This window comes from Chryseobacterium sp. UF-81 (assembly GCF_058245105.1).
In genome coordinates this window covers 16,137-36,124 of sequence record NZ_JBSIBX010000015.1, presented here as the reverse complement: position 1 = coordinate 36,124, position 19,988 = coordinate 16,137, and the positions used below count along the sequence as shown (strand labels likewise).

General features: G+C 36.3%; 19 protein-coding genes. 9 read left to right on the top strand and 10 right to left on the bottom strand.

Annotation, left to right across the window (positions count from 1 at the left end; translation table 11 throughout):
• Positions 1–232 precede the first annotated feature (232 nt).
• Entirely contained in the window at positions 233–1,864 is a 1,632-nt protein-coding gene (locus AC4IFE_RS18065; protein ID WP_490758523.1) for a glycosyl hydrolase family 28-related protein, read from the bottom strand.
• Between the two features lie 212 nt (positions 1,865–2,076).
• Here AC4IFE_RS18065 and typA point away from each other — a divergent pair, with 212 nt between their 5' ends.
• Complete coding sequence (typA, locus tag AC4IFE_RS18060; protein ID WP_490758522.1) at positions 2,077–3,882, top strand: translational GTPase TypA; 1,806 nt, start codon at positions 2,077–2,079, stop codon at positions 3,880–3,882.
• Between the two features lie 126 nt (positions 3,883–4,008).
• Positions 4,009–5,610 carry a glycoside hydrolase family 10-like protein gene (locus AC4IFE_RS18055; RefSeq protein ID WP_490758521.1) on the top strand — a complete coding sequence of 534 codons (1,602 nt, stop codon included), beginning with the start codon at positions 4,009–4,011 and terminating at the stop codon, positions 5,608–5,610.
• 112 nt (positions 5,611–5,722) lie between these two features.
• Here AC4IFE_RS18055 and AC4IFE_RS18050 read toward each other — a convergent pair whose 3' ends face one another.
• The 5 genes from AC4IFE_RS18050 to AC4IFE_RS18030 form a co-directional block, all read right to left on the bottom strand.
• Positions 5,723–7,312 carry a vitamin K epoxide reductase family protein gene (locus AC4IFE_RS18050; RefSeq protein WP_490758520.1) on the bottom strand — a complete coding sequence of 530 codons (1,590 nt, stop codon included), beginning with the start codon at positions 7,310–7,312 and terminating at the stop codon, positions 5,723–5,725.
• A gap of 306 nt (positions 7,313–7,618) precedes the next feature.
• Positions 7,619–7,765 (bottom strand): bacteriocin-like protein, encoded by a 147-nt coding sequence (locus tag AC4IFE_RS18045; protein WP_490758519.1) that lies wholly within the window; start codon positions 7,763–7,765, stop codon positions 7,619–7,621.
• Between the two features lie 105 nt (positions 7,766–7,870).
• Positions 7,871–8,068 (bottom strand): hypothetical protein, encoded by a 198-nt coding sequence (locus tag AC4IFE_RS18040; protein WP_490758518.1) that lies wholly within the window; start codon positions 8,066–8,068, stop codon positions 7,871–7,873.
• 132 nt (positions 8,069–8,200) lie between these two features.
• Positions 8,201–8,353: a hypothetical protein gene (locus AC4IFE_RS18035; protein ID WP_490758517.1), complete on the bottom strand. Its 153-nt coding sequence runs from the start codon at positions 8,351–8,353 to the stop codon at positions 8,201–8,203.
• Between the two features lie 166 nt (positions 8,354–8,519).
• Positions 8,520–8,723, bottom strand: a complete 204-nt coding sequence (locus tag AC4IFE_RS18030) for a hypothetical protein (protein WP_490758516.1) — start codon at positions 8,721–8,723, stop codon at positions 8,520–8,522.
• Between the two features lie 306 nt (positions 8,724–9,029).
• Here AC4IFE_RS18030 and AC4IFE_RS18025 point away from each other — a divergent pair, with 306 nt between their 5' ends.
• Positions 9,030–9,275 (top strand): hypothetical protein, encoded by a 246-nt coding sequence (locus tag AC4IFE_RS18025; protein ID WP_490758515.1) that lies wholly within the window; start codon positions 9,030–9,032, stop codon positions 9,273–9,275.
• 22 nt (positions 9,276–9,297) lie between these two features.
• Here AC4IFE_RS18025 and AC4IFE_RS18020 read toward each other — a convergent pair whose 3' ends face one another.
• Complete coding sequence (locus AC4IFE_RS18020; protein ID WP_490758514.1) at positions 9,298–11,055, bottom strand: helix-turn-helix domain-containing protein; 1,758 nt, start codon at positions 11,053–11,055, stop codon at positions 9,298–9,300.
• 339 nt (positions 11,056–11,394) lie between these two features.
• Here AC4IFE_RS18020 and AC4IFE_RS18015 point away from each other — a divergent pair, with 339 nt between their 5' ends.
• Both AC4IFE_RS18015 and ychF read left to right on the top strand, forming a co-directional pair.
• Entirely contained in the window at positions 11,395–11,946 is a 552-nt protein-coding gene (locus AC4IFE_RS18015; RefSeq protein ID WP_111958336.1) for a ferritin, read from the top strand.
• 182 nt (positions 11,947–12,128) lie between these two features.
• Positions 12,129–13,220: a redox-regulated ATPase YchF gene (gene ychF / locus AC4IFE_RS18010; protein ID WP_111958334.1), complete on the top strand. Its 1,092-nt coding sequence runs from the start codon at positions 12,129–12,131 to the stop codon at positions 13,218–13,220.
• Positions 13,221–13,341: 121 nt separating this feature from the next.
• Here the strand turns inward: ychF and AC4IFE_RS18005 are convergent, their stop codons facing one another.
• The gene (locus AC4IFE_RS18005; protein WP_336378572.1) at positions 13,342–13,503 is read right to left on the bottom strand and encodes a hypothetical protein; all 162 of its coding nucleotides are present in this window, start codon (positions 13,501–13,503) and stop codon (positions 13,342–13,344) included.
• Between the two features lie 145 nt (positions 13,504–13,648).
• Here AC4IFE_RS18005 and AC4IFE_RS18000 point away from each other — a divergent pair, with 145 nt between their 5' ends.
• From AC4IFE_RS18000 to cls, 3 genes are all read left to right on the top strand, one after another.
• A complete protein-coding gene (locus AC4IFE_RS18000) occupies positions 13,649–14,587 on the top strand; it encodes a helix-turn-helix domain-containing protein (RefSeq protein WP_490758513.1) in 939 nt (312 codons plus the stop codon).
• A gap of 97 nt (positions 14,588–14,684) precedes the next feature.
• Positions 14,685–15,449 carry an SDR family NAD(P)-dependent oxidoreductase gene (locus AC4IFE_RS17995; RefSeq protein WP_490758512.1) on the top strand — a complete coding sequence of 255 codons (765 nt, stop codon included), beginning with the start codon at positions 14,685–14,687 and terminating at the stop codon, positions 15,447–15,449.
• Positions 15,450–15,593: 144 nt separating this feature from the next.
• Positions 15,594–17,060 (top strand): cardiolipin synthase, encoded by a 1,467-nt coding sequence (gene cls, locus AC4IFE_RS17990; protein ID WP_490758511.1) that lies wholly within the window; start codon positions 15,594–15,596, stop codon positions 17,058–17,060.
• A 3-nt stretch (positions 17,061–17,063) separates the two neighbouring features.
• On the opposite strand, the gene AC4IFE_RS17985 is transcribed toward cls, so the two are convergent.
• Positions 17,064–18,212, bottom strand: a complete 1,149-nt coding sequence (locus AC4IFE_RS17985; protein ID WP_490758510.1) for a methionine aminotransferase — start codon at positions 18,210–18,212, stop codon at positions 17,064–17,066.
• Positions 18,213–18,321: 109 nt separating this feature from the next.
• Positions 18,322–19,131: a hypothetical protein gene (locus AC4IFE_RS17980; RefSeq protein WP_490758509.1), complete on the bottom strand. Its 810-nt coding sequence runs from the start codon at positions 19,129–19,131 to the stop codon at positions 18,322–18,324.
• Between the two features lie 300 nt (positions 19,132–19,431).
• On the opposite strand from AC4IFE_RS17980, the gene AC4IFE_RS17975 reads away from it, so the two are divergent.
• Positions 19,432–19,965 (top strand): DUF2867 domain-containing protein, encoded by a 534-nt coding sequence (locus AC4IFE_RS17975; RefSeq protein WP_490758508.1) that lies wholly within the window; start codon positions 19,432–19,434, stop codon positions 19,963–19,965.
• Positions 19,966–19,988: the final 23 nt, after the last annotated feature.

Sequence of the window (19,988 nt, the reverse complement as noted above, 5' to 3'; positions counted from 1 at the left end):
ATAAATTTGTTAATTAATTTATATTCTTGCTTATTATTCATTAAGATTAAGGAAGACTTAAATTTGATACTTCAAAAGCGAATTCTGCTGAATGGATGATTAACAAAGATATTGAAATTGCTGCAATGTAAAGGCTAAAAAAATAATTTGTTAATACAGAAAATGAAGAGCTGCTTTCCAGGAAAGCAGCTCTTTTTATATGATAAACTCCGGGATATTTTATTATTTTGATTTACACTACTGTTCCTGTGCTATCTTTCCACGTAGAATCCAGGCCATCATACCAAATTGGCTTTCTGAGATTGTTATCGTAAAAGAATTGTGCATGTTTTAAGTTTTTGTTCGGACGTACAAATCCATGATCGAAATAACTGGCTGTCAAAGCTGCTTTGTTTATGGTTTTAAAGTCATTTCCATTTCTATAAAAGGAACCGGAGAAATTGTTTTCAGGCGAACCGGTATAAGTAGAGTCCTTTACAATGATGGCGTTAGGATATGAAATGAAGTTGCTATCCCAATTTAGGCTGTCAATACTGGAAACGTATGCCGCGTATGGAACGGAGCTTCCGCTTGCCACTAAAAACTTGTTGCCGATCACTGAGGTTCTTCCCAGTGTTTCAGCTACGTAAATGTTTGCTCCTTCATCATTAACGGCAATATGATCGCCACAGTTATTAAAGATATTGTTAAATATTTCCCAATCATAGCAATTGCTCCCTTGGTATATAACATTTTTATTGATACCATTAATTACACTTGAGGTAATTGTAATTCTATTGGAATTAATGCCTTTAATAAAATGACTGGTATAATCATTTGCCGTTGAATACAGGCCTTTACCTAAAACATTGATACCATTCAAAATAATTTCATCAGCTTTGTCTGCATATACGAGTCCATTTATTGAGTCACCGGTAGCATGAACGAAGAATGAATTGCTGATTTGAACCTGTTGTACTCTTTTAATATCGTTACCCCTGATCCGAATAGCATACGCTTCGGTTGGACTATCCACCTCACCAATATATAAATTAGTGATAGAGGTATTTTGATGACCCGTATTAGTATCCAGAGGTTCAATATCCAGGCATGAGACTTTACCGGAATTACACCATACATTGACTAATCTGTTACCTCCGGCAACGAGTCTTAAAGGAATATCTCCTGCAGCGAATTCCGAATTGGAGATACTGCTGTCCGAATATATTTGAGCACCAATTTTATTATCCCGGAAATAGCAGTTTTCGATTCTTAATAAACCTCTTCTAGAATACAAACCATATTCAGAGAAATTTTTTACCACCACTCTGTCCAAAATTAATCCCCCACCTTCAGTAAAATCCATTGCAATAGTTCCTGATGTAGTAGCATTAGCATCATGTTTTCCATCAAAAATAATATTTGAAATTTTGAAAGTATTTACTCCTAATGCTCCTTTAAAAAGCGTATTTGAAGCTTTCGTTGTAAGGATAGTACTGTTTTTATCCCATATATCACTTCCGCTTCCTGAAATGCTAAGCCCTGAAAATTCCATTGGAATATCGATCGTAGAATTGATGAGATATTGACCAGGGTCGAGTCTTACCGAATGAGAAGAGTGAATAGCTTTTTTTATTGCTTCCGTGTCATCTGTTTCACCGTCACCCTTAGCTCCAAACCACTTTACATTTACCGTGTCATCAACTAATACTCTTCTGTAATACTTATCATCAATTTTTTTGTAGATAATCCCATCGCAATCATTCACGGTAATCTCAGGAAGTGGAGTATTCGGGTCGTTATCGTCATTATAGTACTTATGTACAGCTTCTTCAAAAACTGTCCATTCATTGGTAAACTGGTCATTTAATTCAATTGTTGCCATTTTTTGTTTTTTGATGTTAATAAATTTTGCTTCCTGCAGGAAACTACTGAAGCAAAGATAAATGCAGCCTGCGACAGAACTTGACGTATATTATTTTAACTGACTTTTTGAAAGAATTTGCTTAAATTTCTCATTATGAATTTGTTAATTAATTTATATTCTTGCTCATTATTCATTAGAAATCACTATTTTTGCACCCGTAAAAATCATTCATGCAAAACATTAGAAATATTGCGATTATCGCACACGTTGACCACGGGAAGACGACTTTGGTTGACAAGATTATTCATGCTACAAACATTTTCAGAGAAAATCAGGAAAGTGGAGAATTAATAATGGATAACAATGACCTTGAAAGAGAAAGAGGCATTACGATCTTATCCAAAAATATTTCTGTTACCTATAAAGACACAAAAATTAACGTAATTGATACTCCTGGTCACGCCGATTTCGGTGGTGAGGTAGAAAGAGTGTTAAAAATGGCAGATGGGGTAATCCTTTTGGTTGATGCCTTTGAAGGTCCAATGCCTCAGACGAGGTTCGTACTTCAGAAAGCGTTGGAATTAGGACTTAGACCATTGGTAGTAATCAATAAAGTAGATAAGCCAAACTGTCGTCCTGAAGAAGTTCATGACCAGGTATTTGACTTATTCTTCAACCTTGAGGCTACTGAAGAGCAGCTTGACTTCCCAACATTCTATGGTTCTTCCAAGCAAGGTTGGTTCAACACTTCATTAGAGCAGACTGAAGATATTCTTCCATTATTGGATGGTATCCTTCAATATGTTCCTGAGCCTAAAGTAGAAGAAGGAACGTTGCAGATGCAGATTGTTTCTCTTGACTTTTCTTCTTTCCTAGGAAGAATTGCAATTGGAAAAGTGATCAGAGGAGAGATCAAAGAATCTCAGTGGATCGGTCTTGCTCAGGCAGACGGTAAAATTTTGAAAGGAAAAGTAAAAGAATTATACGTTTTCGAAGGTTTAGGAAAGAAAAAAGTTTCAGAAGTAAAAGCAGGGGATATTTGTGCTGTTGTAGGATTTGATGCTTTCCAGATCGGTGATTCATTCGTAGATCTTGAAAATCCTGAGCCATTGCCAAGAACTGCCATTGATGAGCCTACATTGAACATGACGTTCTCTATCAACAATTCACCTTTCTTCGGTAAAGACGGTAAATTTGTGACATCAAATCACCTGAAAGAAAGATTAACAAAAGAATTAGAGAAAAACCTGGCATTAAGAGTTCAGCAGACTGATGATGCCAATACATTCCTTGTTTTCGGTAGAGGTATTCTTCACTTGTCAGTTTTAATTGAAACAATGAGAAGAGAAGGTTACGAAATGACAATTGGTCAGCCACAGGTTATCCTGAGAGAAATTGACGGTGAAAAATGTGAGCCTTACGAATCTTTGGTAGTTGATGTTCCTGAAGAATTTGCTTCAAGAGTAATCGACTTGGCTACTCAGAGAAAAGGTGACCTTCATATTATGGAAACTAAAGGAGAAATGCAGCATATGGAATTCGAGATTCCTTCAAGAGGATTGATCGGATTGCGTTCTCAGATGTTGACGGCTACTGCAGGTGAAGCTATTATGGCACACCGTTTCACAGAATACAAGCCTTTCAAAGGATCTATTCCTGGAAGAAACAATGGAGTATTGATCAGCAAAACTCAAGGTCCTGCTACAGAATATTCTATCGCTAAATTACAGGACAGAGGTAAGTTCTTTGTGGATCCGGGTGAGGAAATCTACGCAGGTATGATCATCGGTGAACAGAACAAGCCGGGAGATTTGGTTGTAAACATTGTAGAAGCAAAACAGCTGAACAACATGAGAGCCTCCGGAAAAGATAAAGATACTGGTGTTGCACCGAAAATCCTGTTCTCACTGGAAGAATGTATGGAATACATCCAGGGTGATGAAGCAATCGAGGTGACTCCAAACTTCATCAGAATGAGAAAGAAAATCCTTTCTGAAGAAGAAAGAAAAAGAATGGACAGATCAGCGAAAGCATAAGAAATTCTTATATATACTAGAAAAGCCTCGAATTTTTCGGGGCTTTTTTATTACACTATGTCCTAAAATGTTTATTTTGGCATAATAATCTCTTAGAAGAAATAAATTTAAAGTAGTTTGCAAACGATGAGAATGAATATCATAAAGCTTACTGTTTTAGCCGGAGTTTTTGCGTCATATGCCAGCTGCTCCGTCCAGAACAATACAATAAAAGAAGCACCAACAAAAAATACAGCAAAGCCTAACAACAATACCACAAAGCCTCCGGTTACGGTAGTAAAACCTGTAACAGCACCTCCGGCTGATGAGAACTTCAGAACCGTCCTTCCGGAGGTTAAAAGAGAATTCCGGGGAGCATGGATCGCAAGTGTAGCCAATATCAACTGGCCTTCAAGGAATAATTTAACGGTCGACCAGCAGAAAGCAGAAGCTATAAGCATGCTTGATATGCTGAAAGACAACAACTTCAATGCAGCAATCTTCCAGATCAGGCCTTCTGCAGATGCTTTGTATACCAGTAATATAGAGCCATGGTCATACTTTCTGACCGGACAGACCGGAACAGCTCCATATCCGAATTATGATCCCCTTCAGTTCTGGATTGAAGAAGCCCATAAAAGAGGTCTGGAACTTCATGTATGGTTGAACCCTTACCGTGCCCATCACTCAAACGGAGGTGCTGTAAACAGCCTGTCTATGGCAAGCAAGCTTTCCGATATTGTGGTAAGACTAAAGAACGGAATGTACTGGTTCGACCCTGCCAATCCCAAAACGCAAGGACATGTTTCCAATGTTGTAAAAGATATTGTGAAAAGATATGATATCGATGCTATACATTTTGATGATTATTTCTATCCTTACGCCACCTACAACAGGGGTGCAGACTTTCCAGATAATGCATCGTGGAATGAATACCAGAGAAACGGCGGAACCTTATCCAGGGCAGACTGGAGAAGAGACAATGTCAATAAATTTGTTGAGAGGATTTACAAGGAAATTCATGCAGAGAAAGATTATGTAAGATTCGGGATCAGTCCGTTTGGAATCTGGAAACCCGGATATCCTGCGGGAATTGTAGGTTCTTCTCAATATGACGAACTATATGCTGATGCCAAATTATGGCTGAATAAAGGCTGGGTGGATTATTTCTCTCCGCAGCTGTATTGGCCGATCGATGCCAAAGGTCAGGGCTTTGAAGCATTATTAAACTGGTGGAAATCCGAAAATACAATGAACCGCCATCTTTGGCCGGGCCTTAATACCGTTGAGATCAAAGTATCAGACCGCCCTGCAGAAATTAAGAACCAGATTGAAATCTCACGACAGATTCTAAAGAACGATGCCGGAGAAATACATTGGAGCATTGCCGGATTAACAAAAAATGCAGGCATGCTTCCTACACTGAAAAACGGACCTTACAGCGAAAAAGCATTAGTTCCGAAAACACCATGGATAAAAGCAGTTCCATTACAGACTCCGACTTTATTCATAACTGACAACGGAAGTTTTGTACAAACGAACTGGAGTGCCAAAAATATCGGAAATGTCTTCCAGTGGGTGCTTTTCACCCAATACAACGGAGTTTGGGAAACAGAAATCCTTACATTGGATACTCTTTCCAGAGATATACCAAAATCGAAAGGCGGCAGAAAACTGAATGCAGTGGCCATAAAAGCGGTAGACAGGCTTGGAAATGAAAGTGATTATATGGCTAAAAAGATAAAATAACCTGAATTGGGTAAGGAACTAGAATGGAAGAGGGAAGTGATTAATTTTAATTTCTAGCCTCTTCTTTCAGGTTCCAAGCCATTATCCTCTTGCATTTCTTATGCCGCTCAGGCTAATCTGCAATTGAATGATGCAGATTTTTTTCATTCAATTCATTTATAAAATACTTTAAATCATTTATACTGTATTCATTCGGCATTAATGTTTCCTGGAAAATTTTTACAGGAGTATAATTTAATTCATTCTCTTTACACCAATTGAAATGTGACAGAATCATTGCTTTTGCCTGTTCGGAGATCTCAGCAATATGTTTCTTTTCAAAACTATCTAAAGGCAATTTATTTATATGCCAGTCTTTCAGTAATTCTATGGCCCTTTCTCCGCCCTCCAAAAGATACGTTTGTGCAATGATTTCGCAGATTTTTGAATAAGAGTTCCGGCTATTTTCAATATTTACATTAAAATATATGGATAATTTGAATTTATCAGAAAATGTCAGCAATAAGTTATAACTGTCTTCAAAAGCTTTATGACAGTGTCCGCAGGACGGACTTAAAAACAGTCTCAGTTCTGTCTTTGCTTCGGGGTTGCCTAATTCTATTTTTTGTAATAGCTGTAATGTTTTCAGGGAGAATTTTTGTGTAGTACCTGATAATGCCTTAAAGACATTTGTATTGCGTTTGAATCTTTTATGAATTATGTCTGTTTTTTTTAGCTCAAAATATCCATTGATTATAGGTTTCAGATTCATCCAGACTACAGCCATTAATCCGAATGATATCATAAAGTGTACAACAGAAATAAATACTTCTTTAATATTACTTAGATCATAATTTACAAGTGAAATGATAATGATGCCTGTTAAAATAATGGATATTCCCAAACATAGCGGACACCATTTTTTTACTCGGATCTTTTGATACCATATGGAGTAAAGAATAACTGGAATAAAGAAAATACTGATGATCTGAAAATATAATGTATTACCACTGCTAAAAATGTTTAACACGACCAATGTTCCGAATAATATGAAGCAGGCATCGGAAAGTGTATAACTGTTATATATTTTAGCCCCTTCTGATGATAGAACGCTTTGGCATGCTCCTTTATCCGTTTGGGTTGCGCCACATATTTTTGAAGTAATTTCATTGCTTAGTCCAAAATTTTCCTGGAGAATAAGAATGCTTAATCCCAGGCCAATAAGCGACAGAACAGAATATGCCAAAGTATCCCAAAGCCAACCCATGAAAATGTTTGAAAAAATAATTAATGCTAAACCTATAAAAAGGACAAGACTCCACTGTAATTTGTTTTGTCCTGCAACTCTATTGTCAACCGGATTTTCATTCTCATCAACAGCTACAGTAATTTCTTTCCAGTTAGAAAGAAACTGGTTTTTGGTAATTGTTGTTTCTTTATTTTCTTCGGTAAGGTAAGAGACCGAAGCATCGTTTTTAGAAGTTATATATATAAACTCATTTGTTTTTCCGGTATTGAAGAGGGTCAGGAATTTATCCGGGAGATGCTCAAATTGATCTATCGGAACTCTTGCAGCGATATTTTCAATCCCGAAAAAGGTCAGAGTATCTGTTACTGCATATAAACTCGGGTAGTCCGGATGGGAAAGATAATAATCATTAAATTCCTCATGGTTTGGAAAATAATTATTATCGTGTATATATTTTTCTGCTAATTTTATCATATCCTCTTTTCTTGATGGAAAATAACCAATTCCGGATTTTTGGAATTGGCTACATTATTATTTTTCTGTTTACTTTGTTACGGAGTAAGGTCATCACATATGCACTGGCAGTATTTAACACTAAAAAAACCATTGCCTATACACGTTGTATTGCAATAACTATTATCTTGCGGCTGGCAATTCCAACCTCCGGTTACTTTCAGTTGGCTTTCTTTGTTTAGCACCTGAACATTTCTTAATTTTTTTAAATTTTTCATTGGTATAATTTTTTTATGTTTTTATATTTTACTGATGTATCAATTTATACTACAGGCAAATTTGCTGTGGTGATCTGCATATTCCCATGGACTTGCAGCATATGGAAGTTCCAGGGCAATAATCACCCATTATACATGCGAAACCACCATTAATAGTTTTCAATTGATTTCTGCTAAGTTTATTTATATTTTTCATTGTAATAACTTTTGGTATTTCCCTACTCTGTCAGCTTTTCGGATTCCGCTTTTGATATTGTCTGTAGTTTTAAAGAACTGTGGGGTTTTCTAATTACAGTTGTAGTTACCCACAATATCTAACATTACCGGCATTTGTTAAGCAATTGCCACTGCAACATGGAGTTGGATCGGTTTCGGGACAAACAACTCCTTCAGAATAACATGCAGCTCCTTTAACTCCATTATTGTAACCGCCACTGATTGACTTTTGGTCATTTTTTGCAAGTATTTTAACACCTGTTAAATTTTTTAAATTTTTCATTTTTAATGATTTTATTATTTATATACTAATTTTATATACTACGGTTTAAACCCAAATTTTTTCGTTTAATAAAGAACAGAGAAACAAAAGTTTCTCTGCCTTTCTAATTTTACTTTTACTTTACATCATATATTAAAGGGTTTTAAATGTCATTAAAAGACTTTTTACAACTTGAGCAATCGCCAACACTACATCCGGAAGTTGAAGAACATCCATATTGACAGCTTGCTTCAGGAAAACATTTTGGCAGCTGAAATAATCCTCCGTTAATTGATTTTTGGTCATTGCGGGTAAGTGCTTTCAGACTTGTTATATTTTTTAGATTTTTCATTGTATTAACTTTAGTATTTTCCTACTCTGTTAGCTTTTCGGATTCCGCCGTTTTTTTGTTAAGAATTAAAGACGGAGAAATTTTATTTTCTCTGTTTTTTAAGATATTATCTCAAAATTGTTATTGAGGATTGTAATCAGGACCATTATTTATAGGCCCATTACATACTGCACATTGTTCCCCACATCCTTGATATGAATAACAACCGTTTTCACATTCATAATCCCATTTACAGGCTATAGCTCGATGTAATCCTCCGCTAATTGATTTTTGATCATTGCGTGTAAGTACTTTCAGACCTTTTACATTTTTTAAATTTTTCATTTTAATGATTTTTTTAGTTAATAGTAATTCTCAATTATTTATAGACCATTAAGATTTTGTCTTTACTATTTCTTGCAAGGAATATCTGACAAATTTTATCTTTATTAATGTGAAAAAAAACAAGAAGAGGCTATATTTTATAAAATATAGCCATATATTTTATAAAATATGCTATCCTTATTCGTGTTTAATTTATTGATTATTAATAAATTGTGTCTTAATGAGCGGTTTTTGATGCAAAGTGTCAGAATCGGTAGTATTAACCGGTTTTATATCAATAAATTTGTCTTACAAAAAATATAGATTATGAATTTAAAAATGAAATTTAAGGGTACGGTTCTGTCCAGAAAGGAATTAGTAAATATATTTGCTGGAGATACTAAACCTCCCCGCAATAATTCAGGAACTGCCAGTGACAGCCCTTGGGACTGTATGGGAGGTGCTCCTTTAAACAATTATGAAACCTGTGTTGAATGGATTGCCAATAATTGTGATACTACAGATGGAGCTGTTTACTGTAGACAAAATATAAGACCGGAAAGTTCTATCTAATGTATAATATGGTCATTAAAGTTTACTCTTCCTGATTTAATTTATCAATATACTGAAACGGGGTAACTCCCGTTTTTTCTTTAAAAGATCTTGCGAAAGAATTCCCATTCTTATAGCCTATCATTTCAGCTAATGCCTGAGTAGTGTATCCTCTTATTTTTTTATTTTCGGATAATTCTTTCAAAATATAATGTATTCGCAGTTCATTAGAATATTCACTGAAAGTTTTCTTCATGTAATTATTAATGGCCTGAGACAGATAAGCCGTATTTGTACCCAGTTTTTTTGCGACATAAGCCTGGCTGAATTCAGGTTTTAAATAATGTTCCTTTTTTTCCAGTAAGAGCAGTTTTTCAATAATCTCAGCTTCTTTTTCATTACTTATTGTATAAAGATTTTTCTCTTTATCATTAAGGGTTGGTTGGTCTTTATCTGCTTTTACTTTTTGTACCAGATCATCCAATTGCCTTTCCAGATTTTTCTTTTTTCTGAACTGAAAAACAGAATAAGAAATGACACCGATAATAATAAAACCTAAAATAAAAGTTACTAACAGCCAGGTAGTTAATGTTCCGCTATTTTGTTTTTTTATTTTGTCTATTTCAGCTTCCAGATCTTTTTTGTTGAGATTCTTATAAAGCTGAGTTATATTTTGTTTCTCTTTTTCAGAGTTTCTTTCATATAAACTGACAAAAAGATCAGAATAATAGGTTGCAGAATCTATATTTTTCTCATTCAGATAAATCTTGGATAAATAATCCTGGACAAAAATATAATCCGAATTTATTATGGAATCCTTTTCATATAATTTGGAAAGTCTTATAAATTGCTTTTTAGAATTCTGGATTTTATTTAATTCATAATCATTAACAGCAATATTGTACCGGACATTCAAAGCTTTATTTCTGAGTTGCAGGCTGTCAAAAATCCTCAAGCTTTCGTGATAGTAGTCCGAACTCTTAAGTCTGTTATTTTTATACACATACAATGTTCCCAATCTTAGATAAGTCTCTGCAATTAATATTTTGTTTTTCGATGTTTTTAAAACCCTGTTGAACTCTGTTAATGCACGATCGAAATAAATTTTGTTTTTTGTATGATCCGAGATAAATTTATCCGAATACAAATGTCCCAGGTTGGAAATATTATTGTTATATATTATTTCGAAATTCTCTTTTGGATATAAATTTTTATTCTTATCCATCAGGGAAAGAACTTCTTGCAGATCTGCAATACCTTCATCGGTTTGCTTCAGTTCAAGCTTTATGCTGGCAATATTTCCTTTAATTTTTATAGCTTGCTTTATATCATTATTTTTCCGGGCAAAATAATCAGCCTTTAGAAATTCTTTTAGCGCTTTGTCATATTGTTCATTTGCTTTAGCGGTAATTCCCAGAATATTATAGATATTAGACAGATCAGTATAGTTTTGCTGTATTTCCGGAACTTTTTTTAAATAGAAATTTATTTTTGAAATATACTCATCATCATTATTATTTTTACCTGTTATAGTCAGTAAATGTCTTTTTGCCGTATAAGAAAATGCTAAATCTATGTCTTTTTTTGAAGCAAAGACTTTGTTGGTGTAAATCAGTGCACTGTCTGTACCAATATTGGGATACAGAAAGAATTTACTTTTATAAATTTCAATTTCTTTTTGTGTTTGCGGGAATATAAGGGTAGCACTTATTAAAAACAGAAACGTAATAAATCTTTTCCTTATCCGATGAAAGTTATACTTGTTTTTGAGATTGGTTCTTACTATGTAGAGCTTTTTCATCGATACAGTGCTTTGAGTTGTTATTGTTGACTTATAAGCAAAGATATGCGATAAACAGAGAATTAAAATCAAATTTTATGATTATTTAATTATGTATCGGTATATAAACATGGGCTCTTATTATTTAAAAAATTGTATTTAAAATGAGCCTGTTTTTTTTCTTAATTCTGAAGCCGGTAGTTTTTTATTAATAATTATTTTAGAATAACTATAAATTATTTGTTTAAATTAATGTCATTCAGGCGATTGTAAACAGGATTTAAATTAATAACTCTAAAATATAACCCTATCGGAACCATTTTTGCATTATTAGATGATAATTACCAAAAATATATTATTATGAATACCAACAGACTTTCCCCGACCATTGAAAAAGCATTGAGTGATCAGATGAACAAAGAAATTCATGCATCACACGTTTTTCTGTCTTACGGGATCTGGGCAGATGATAAAGGATATCAGGGAATTGCCAATTTCCTCTACAGACATGCGCAGGAAGAAAGAAATCATTCTATCAAGTTTATGGAATATGTGCTGAACAGGGGAGGGAAACCGAAAGTAGATGCCATTCCGGCTCCGCCTGCCGATCCGGAATCTTTAACAGCCTGTTTTGACGGAGTCTTTAAACATGAAGTTGACAATACTACAGCAATTTACAGAATTGTAGATCTTGCGTTGGAAGAAAAAGATTGGGCTACATGGAATTTTATGCAATGGTTTGTACAGGAGCAGATAGAAGAAGAAACATTGGCTGCCAACCTGATTGATAAATTGAAAATTGCAGGCGGTGACCGTGCTACGGATGAGTCTTTATTTACTTTAGATAAAACATTGCAGGAAACACCGAATGATGTGCCTTTGGCCCAGGAAGCCACAGGAAACAATCCATAAAAAACCAATTGATGGACTAAAATTATTGAAAAATCTGCCTGAAACCCGGCAGATTTTTTTATTATGAAACTCCTTTTAAATTCACTATCTTTGCAGGCTGAAAGTTAAGTGGTCGGAATATGGATTTAAACATCAGACTTCCAGCCTGAACTTATTGAATATTAAACTTTGAATTTTACAATATGAAATGTGGAATTGTAGGCCTTCCGAATGTAGGCAAATCAACTCTCTTTAACTGCTTAAGCAATGCTAAAGCTCAATCTGCAAACTATCCTTTCTGTACGATAGAGCCGAATCTCGGTACGGTATCTGTACCGGATCAGAGACTTTTTGAACTTGAAAAAATAGTTAATCCGGAGAGAGTATTGCCGGCTGTAGTTGAAATTGTTGACATTGCAGGGCTTGTAAAAGGAGCCAGCAAAGGAGAAGGACTGGGAAACCAGTTTCTTGCCAATATCCGCGAGTGTGAAGCCATTATCCATGTTTTAAGATGTTTTGATAACGGTAACATTATCCACGTTGAAGGTTCTGTAGACCCGATGAGAGATAAAGAAATTATCGATATCGAATTACAGCTTAAAGATCTTGAAACAGTAGGAAAAGCTGTTGAAAAGGCTAAAAAATTCATCAAATCCGGAAAAAAAGATGATATCCTGGTATATGAAACGCTTCAGAACCTGGAAAAGTTCATCGAGGACGGGAAAAATGCAAGAGAGTTTCCGGTTAATGATTTAACACAGCCCATTATCGACGATATCCAGCTTTTGACCAAAAAGCCTGTATTATATGTTTGTAACGTAGACGAAAATTCTATCAAAAACGGTAACGAATGGATAGAAAAGATCGATGCGATGGCTAAAAACGAGGGAGCTGAGACTGTTGTTCTGGCAGCACAGATTGAGGCAGATATCAACGAACTGGAAACATTTGAAGAAAGAGAGATTTTCCTTGAAGAATTAGGGCTTGAAGAACCGGGAGTCAACCGTCTGATCAGAAAAGCTTACGATTTATTGAAACTTCAGACTTATTTTACCGCAGGTGTGAAAGAAGTAAGAGCATGGACAATAGGACAGGGATGGACAGCTCCACAGGCTGCCGGAGTAATCCACACTGACTTCGAAAAAGGCTTCATCCGTGCAGAAGTAATCAAGTATAATGATTATATCACTTATGGTTCAGAAGTAAAAATTAAAGAAGCCGGAAAACTTTCTGTTGAAGGTAAAGAATATATCGTTCAGGATGGTGACATCATGCACTTTAGATTCAACGTATAAGAATATATTAAAGTTAGTTATAATTGAAAACGCTTCGGAGATCATTTCTGAAGCGTTTTTTCATTTTCTGTTAATAGTAAAAAACCACCCTTATGCAGAGTGGTTCTTTTTAATTTGTTGATTAAGGCTCAATTCCAGGTCTGCATTGCAGCTGTGCACAGCCTATTGATATTTTACTGCAGGCTCCGGTCATAGGATCAATACAGTCCATTAATCCGCCGGTAATACTTCTTAACTGCTTTTTGTTCAGTTTTTTTCCTTTCTGTAAATCTTGATTTTTCATTGTTTTGATTTTTAGTGAGTTAGTTTGAAAACTAAGATAAGAAAAATAGGTATATGTATATCACTTCATGAAGAAAAAAGTAAAATATTTTTTCATTTTCAAATCCCGCTAAGTTTGTATATTTGAATTTTACAAACAGTCGGTTATGGAAAAGATCACGCATTCATCCCTTGAAGATTTCTATAAAGAGATGGCCGCCAAGCTGGGAAAAGATCTTGAAAGTATTTTTCCGAAAGGACTTCACAAAGATATCGGGCATTTTAACGTATTCGATATCAGGCAGACTATTGAAAGGGTGAAGACCACTTCAGAAATGCCTTACAACAGGAGAAAATATTACAAAATAAGCCTCATCAGAGGACGGAACAGGGCAGAATATGCGGACAAAATTATAGCCATCAAAAAGAACGCTTTATTATTTGCTACCCCAAAAGTCCCGTATCACTGGGTACCGGAAGACCCTGACCAGTCGGGAAGCTTCTGTGTATTTACAGAGGATTTCTTCATCAAAGCGCAATCCCGGTTTTCATTGGAAGACCTGCCGATTTTTCAGCCGGGAAATATTCCGTTGTTTGAGATTGATGATGAGCTGGCGGACGAAATACAAATTCTGTTTGCGAAGATAAAAACGGAAATCGCCTCCGACTATATTTTCAAATACGATTTAATCAGGAACTATGTGCTGGAATTGATCCATTACGGACAGAAGCTGCAGCCAGCCGCAAAACTTTCCGCTTCAAATGATGCCTCATTACGTGTGGTTTCATTATTTATAGAGCTTTTGGAAAGACAGTTCCCGATAGAATCTGCAGACCAGAGATTACAGCTGAAAACGGCAAAAGACTATGCTGACAGATTAGCGGTTCATGTGAATTATTTAAATAAAAAATTAAAAGAAAGAACCGGAAAGACAACCACCGAATTGATTGCCGACCGTATGATTCAGGAAGCTAAAATCCTTTTAAGGCAAACCAAATGGAACGTTTCTGAGATTTCCTATGCGTTGGGTTTTGAAGAAATAGCCCATTTTTCCAATTTTTTCAAAAGAAAGACTTCATTTACCCCGATGGAATTCCGCTCGTGATTTGAATTTTGCAAATTTCAGATTGATTCAGGCAAATGTTTCTTGTGCAGAATTTTCCAACTTTGTATCATTAAATAATCAATCAAACAATATAAAGATGAATACAAAAACAAAAATCGCATTGATCACAGGTGGAAGCCGCGGGCTGGGAAAAAATGCTGCCCTTAAGATCGCCCAAAAAGGATTAGATGTTATTATTACTTATAAGAACAGCAGTGAAGAAGCCGATGCTGTGATCAACGAAATAAAAGCAATGGGCCAGAACGCTGCTGCTTACCAGCTGGATACAAGAGATGTAAAAAGCTTTGATGCATTTGTAAAAAATATAACAGATCATCTGAAAACTGAAACAGGCAGCCCAAACATCGATTTCCTGATCAATAATGCGGGAACAGCTTTATATTCTCCGATCACTGAAACTACGGAAGAACAGCTTGACGATATTGTCAATGTTCATTTTAAAGGAGTTTTCTTTCTGACCCAGAAACTGCTTCCTTTCATCAATGACGGGGGAGGAATTATTAATATTTCATCAGGGCTGGCAAGATTTGCTCTGCCGGGATCTTCTGTTTACGGTTCCATGAAAGCCGGAGTGGAAATGCTGACGAAATATATGGCAAAAGAACTTGGACCCCGTAAGATCAAAGCAAATGTTATAGCACCGGGAGCGATTGAAACAGATTTTGGAGGGGGAAGAACAAGAGACGACCAGAATGTGAATTCAATGATTTCAAATATTACGGCATTAGGTAGAGCCGGACTTCCTGATGATATCGGAGGGGTCGTGGCATTCTTGTGTACCGAAGATGCAGGCTGGATCAATGGACAGAGAATAGAAGCTTCCGGCGGAATGTTTTTATAAAATATTAATACAAAATAGTTTTTAAATTAAAAAAGTAAACCAGATCTGAAAATGAGCTGGTTTTTTTGTAAACAAAAAACACAGATTAACGATCCCGTTTCTTTTATCTTTTTGCCTATCTTTAATATCTGCAAAGTTCAAAGTATGATAAAAGAGTTTTTCGATCAATTCCCGTATATTCTTGTAGGACTCGAAGTTCTTTATCTTATCGGGATTATTTTTCTGGCCGGTAAAATCATTATGGATACCAAGAATACGGGCAAAACCCTGGCTTATCTTATGCTGATCATCTTTTTTCCGGTTATAGGGATTATCATTTATTTTGTATTTGGAGTCAATTACCGGAAAAATAAGTTCTATAGTTTTAAAATTGCACGGAACGAACAGGTCTATCAGGAAGTAAGTGCTTATATCCGGAAAACACATTATAAAACATTAAAAAATCATACAGAAGAAATAGAGCAGTTTTTAACGACAGTCAATTTTCTTTATAATGCTTCCTATTCTCCGCTTTCACCGGGAAATCATGCAGAAATACTGATCAATGGTGAAGGTAAATTTGAAAAAGTTTTTGAAGTTATTGAAAAAGCCGTCCATCATATCCATCTGGAATATTATATCTATGATAATGACAGAATAGGGAACCGGCTTGCGGACCTGCTGATCAAAAAGGCAAAAGAAGGTGTAATTGTCCGTTTCCTCTATGATGATATGGGGAGCGGGAAAATAGGGCGTAAGCTTTTGAAAAGATTAAAAGAAGGAGGCATTCAGGTATCTCCTGTTAATAAGATTACGTTCAGGCTGCTGGCTAACCGGGTCAATTACAGAGATCACAGGAAGATCATTATTGTAGATGGCACAGAGGTTTTTACAGGCGGGATCAATGTTTCTGATAAATATATTAATCCTAATCCCATACAATATTGGAGGGATGTTCATCTTTATATAAAAGGCGAGGCTGCTTTCTACTTTCAGTTTTTATTCCTCAGTAACTGGACCTTCGCAACAGAAAAAATTCCTGAAATCTCTAAGCTTTATTTTGATTATAAGGACAAAGAGGAAGGAAATTCGCTTATTCAGACAGCGGCCAGCGGTCCGGATACCAAGCCTTCCATTATGCTGAGTACAGCATCTGCTGTACTTTCTGCCAGAAAAAGAATATATATTGTTACCCCATACTTTATCCCGGTAGAAACCGTACTGAATGCCATTAAACAGGCTGGCCTTTCCGGAGTCGATGTAAGGCTCATGGTTCCTAAATCCGGCGATTCCATGGTTGTGAATGCTGCAGCATATTCTTACTATGAAGAGCTCCTCGAAAATAATGTGAGGATTTTCTTTTACAAAAAGGGCTTTATCCACGCTAAAACGATGATTATCGATGATAATTTTTCATGTGTCGGAACCGCCAATATGGATGTAAGAAGCCAGGAACTGAATTTCGAGGTCAATGCACTGGTTTTTAATGAAAAGATCAATGAAAAGCTTCAGGAACTATTTCATGAAGATATGAACGACTGCGAGGAGGTTTCTCTTGAATCATGGAGGAAAAGACCAAAAACCAAAGTGTTTTTTGAGCATCTGGCCAGGCTGCTGTCTCCGCTTATATAAAATCTAAAGCCTGGAAAGGTTTTCTATAGCTTTTTCTAACGTTTCCTGCTTTTTTGCAAAACATAAGCGGATCACATGGTCATTCCTTTTATTTTTATAGAATGACGAAAAAGGAACACTGGCCACTTTATGATTGATCGTCAGCTCCGAAGCGAAATCAAAATCATTTTTATCGGATATCTTGTCATACGTAAGAGCCTGGAAATAAGTTCCCTCACAGTCAAGGATTCCGAAGGATGTACCTGCAAGGCCTTTTCTTAGAAAATCTCTCTTTTCCTGAAAAAAGGTATTCAGATGAAGGTAATGCTCATCATTTTTCATGTATTCGGCAAGAGCAAGCTGGATAGGCGTATTGACACAGAAAACATTGAACTGGTGCACTTTTCTGAATTCATCGGTAAGGTTTTTTGGAGCGGCACAGTAGCCTGTTTTCCAGCCTGTGACATGGAAAAGCTTCCCAAACGAAGCAACAAGCAGACTTCTCTCTTTAAGCTCGGGGTATTGGCAGATGCTCAGATGCTGCTTTCCGTCAAAAACAATATTTTCGTATACCTCATCACTCAGGATAAGGATTGAAGTGTCTTTTACAATTTTGATCAATTCCTGCAGATCATTTTCCTTTAAAACCTTCCCGGAAGGATTATTAGGATTATTAAGGATGATCATTTTGGTTTTATCACTTACCAGATTCCTTACTGTAGTCCAGTCGATTTCATAATCCGGGGCTTTCATCTCAAAACGCTTTACAACTCCTCCAAAAAGCTCTACTGTAGGCTCATAACAGTCGTAAGCAGGCTCAAAAATGATTACTTCATCCTCTTTTTTAACAAAAGTGGCAATGGCTGTAAAAATAGCCTGGGTTCCGCCGGCAGTGACCGTAATCTCAGAATCAGGGTGGTAAACCGCCTTATGGCTGTTTTCTATTTTTCTGGCGATCTCTTCTTTAAGAGGCATCATCCCTCCCAGAGGAGCATATTGGTTGAATCCTTTTTGGATAAAATGATTGACATGATCCAGCAGTTCAGCATCCGGCATGAAATCAGGAAATCCCTGGGAAAGGTTAATAGCCTCATTTTCATTGGCTAGCTGCGTCATCTGGCTGAAAATGGTGGTTCCTACATCTGAAAGCTTGGATAATGGAAGTTGTATCATGAAGATCAATTTTGCTGATCCGAATTTAATTTATTTTTTGCAATCATGAAACATGAGGATACAAAAAAGACCGTTTCGGGTGAAACGGTCTTCTGCTTATTTTGCATTGTTAAAAGAGTATCATCGATTCTACTTTATTGTTAACATAACCCAGGATGCCCCAAAACATAACTGTAGATCCTCCCCATCCTGAGAGAGAGACTAAATGCTTTCTGAAAAACTTTTTGTCGTAAAGATGCTCCACCATATAAATGTGCTGTCTTTTATAACATCCTATCTTATTATTCCAATTGTCAAAAAACCAGAATCCCAGAGTAGGAGTGACCGGAGACATGACATATTTATTGGAACCATATGGGATAATGTCATCATAAACCCGCAGCCATCCCGGACCGGATGCGCCAAAGAAAGTCTGGTACTGCTGCTTTTCAAATGTATAATAGCTGTCCGGTAGCTGTTCCCCGGCTTCAGCCACCTGGACAAGGCCATTAATCTCAGCATATTTCTGTATGGATTCATTAAAAGCTTTGGTCTCGCGGAATTTCAGGCCGTTCTGATCCCCATACTGCAGATATTTTTCCTCGGTTGAAAAAGTTCTTACAGTAATCACGGCGGATTGATCGAGCGGATTCTTCACAAGAGAAGCAACAGGGAATTTATCTTCCAGGTCAGCAATCATATCAACCGGCTGGCCGTCGGAGAAATAGTCGACCCGCACTTTATCGATATCAATGCCGTCCTGGGCAAACTCTTCTCTGATTTCCGGTGGAGCAGGAGGAAGATTGGACGGTTCGAATTTGCTTAAAGCAGTAGTTTTCTCTGCTGTTATTTCTTCCAGCGGTTCATTGTTGTCCCGGCAGCCTGATAAAAGGAAAAGTCCTGCAGACATTCCTACAATGACAATGTTTCTGAGTTTCATATCGTATAGTTTTTATGGTTGGTTCGTTTTTGTAACTGTCAGATAGGATATTCAGTCTCGTCTGATAGTTTTATTTTGGATAAAATTAAGCGCTTTATCAACTCCCATAAGCGTGAGTTGGTAAGTGTGGGTATTTTTCTAGTAAGTGTTATTAAATTCCGGATAAGTGTTGGTTTTTCTCATTCTACTGAAAACAATAATCAGGTTTTTATTACCCTGAAAACTGATATTCCTCACCTATTTTCTTCGGGAAACCACTTATATTTGTTAGAATAAAGACTGATATATAAAGCCACTGCCATGAAGATCGAAAAAACTGAATTTCCCCGAAGATCTGTTTTATCAGGAGAAAAAAAACTGTTTGACTATACAGACAGTTTTAAAGGAGAATTAGATGGAAAACAAAATATCACCATGTTAGAAATCGGGAGGACTTTTTTCACCAGCACTCCTCAATGGGGAAAGAAAATGTTTGCTTTCAGAAACAGCATTGTTAAAATGTTCGGACTGAAAACCGGAACGGGCAGCAGTAAGCCATTATCAACGGATGATTTTAATTTTGAAGTGGGAGATCAGATAGGAATTTTCAAAATACTCAATAAAACGGATCACGAAATTATTATGGGTGAGAATGACAGGCACCTTGATTTCAGGGTTTCTCTTTTTTATGATGATACACAGCGCGGTACTGAAAATAACTCTTTAACAATTTCAACTACCGTGAAATACCACAACCGGATGGGAATGCTGTATTTCATTCCTGTACGTCCCTTCCACCAGTTGATCGTTCCTGTAATGCTGAAAAAAATGATTGAAAAACTGGAAGGCAGATAACAAAACAGAATATAGTTCCGGCT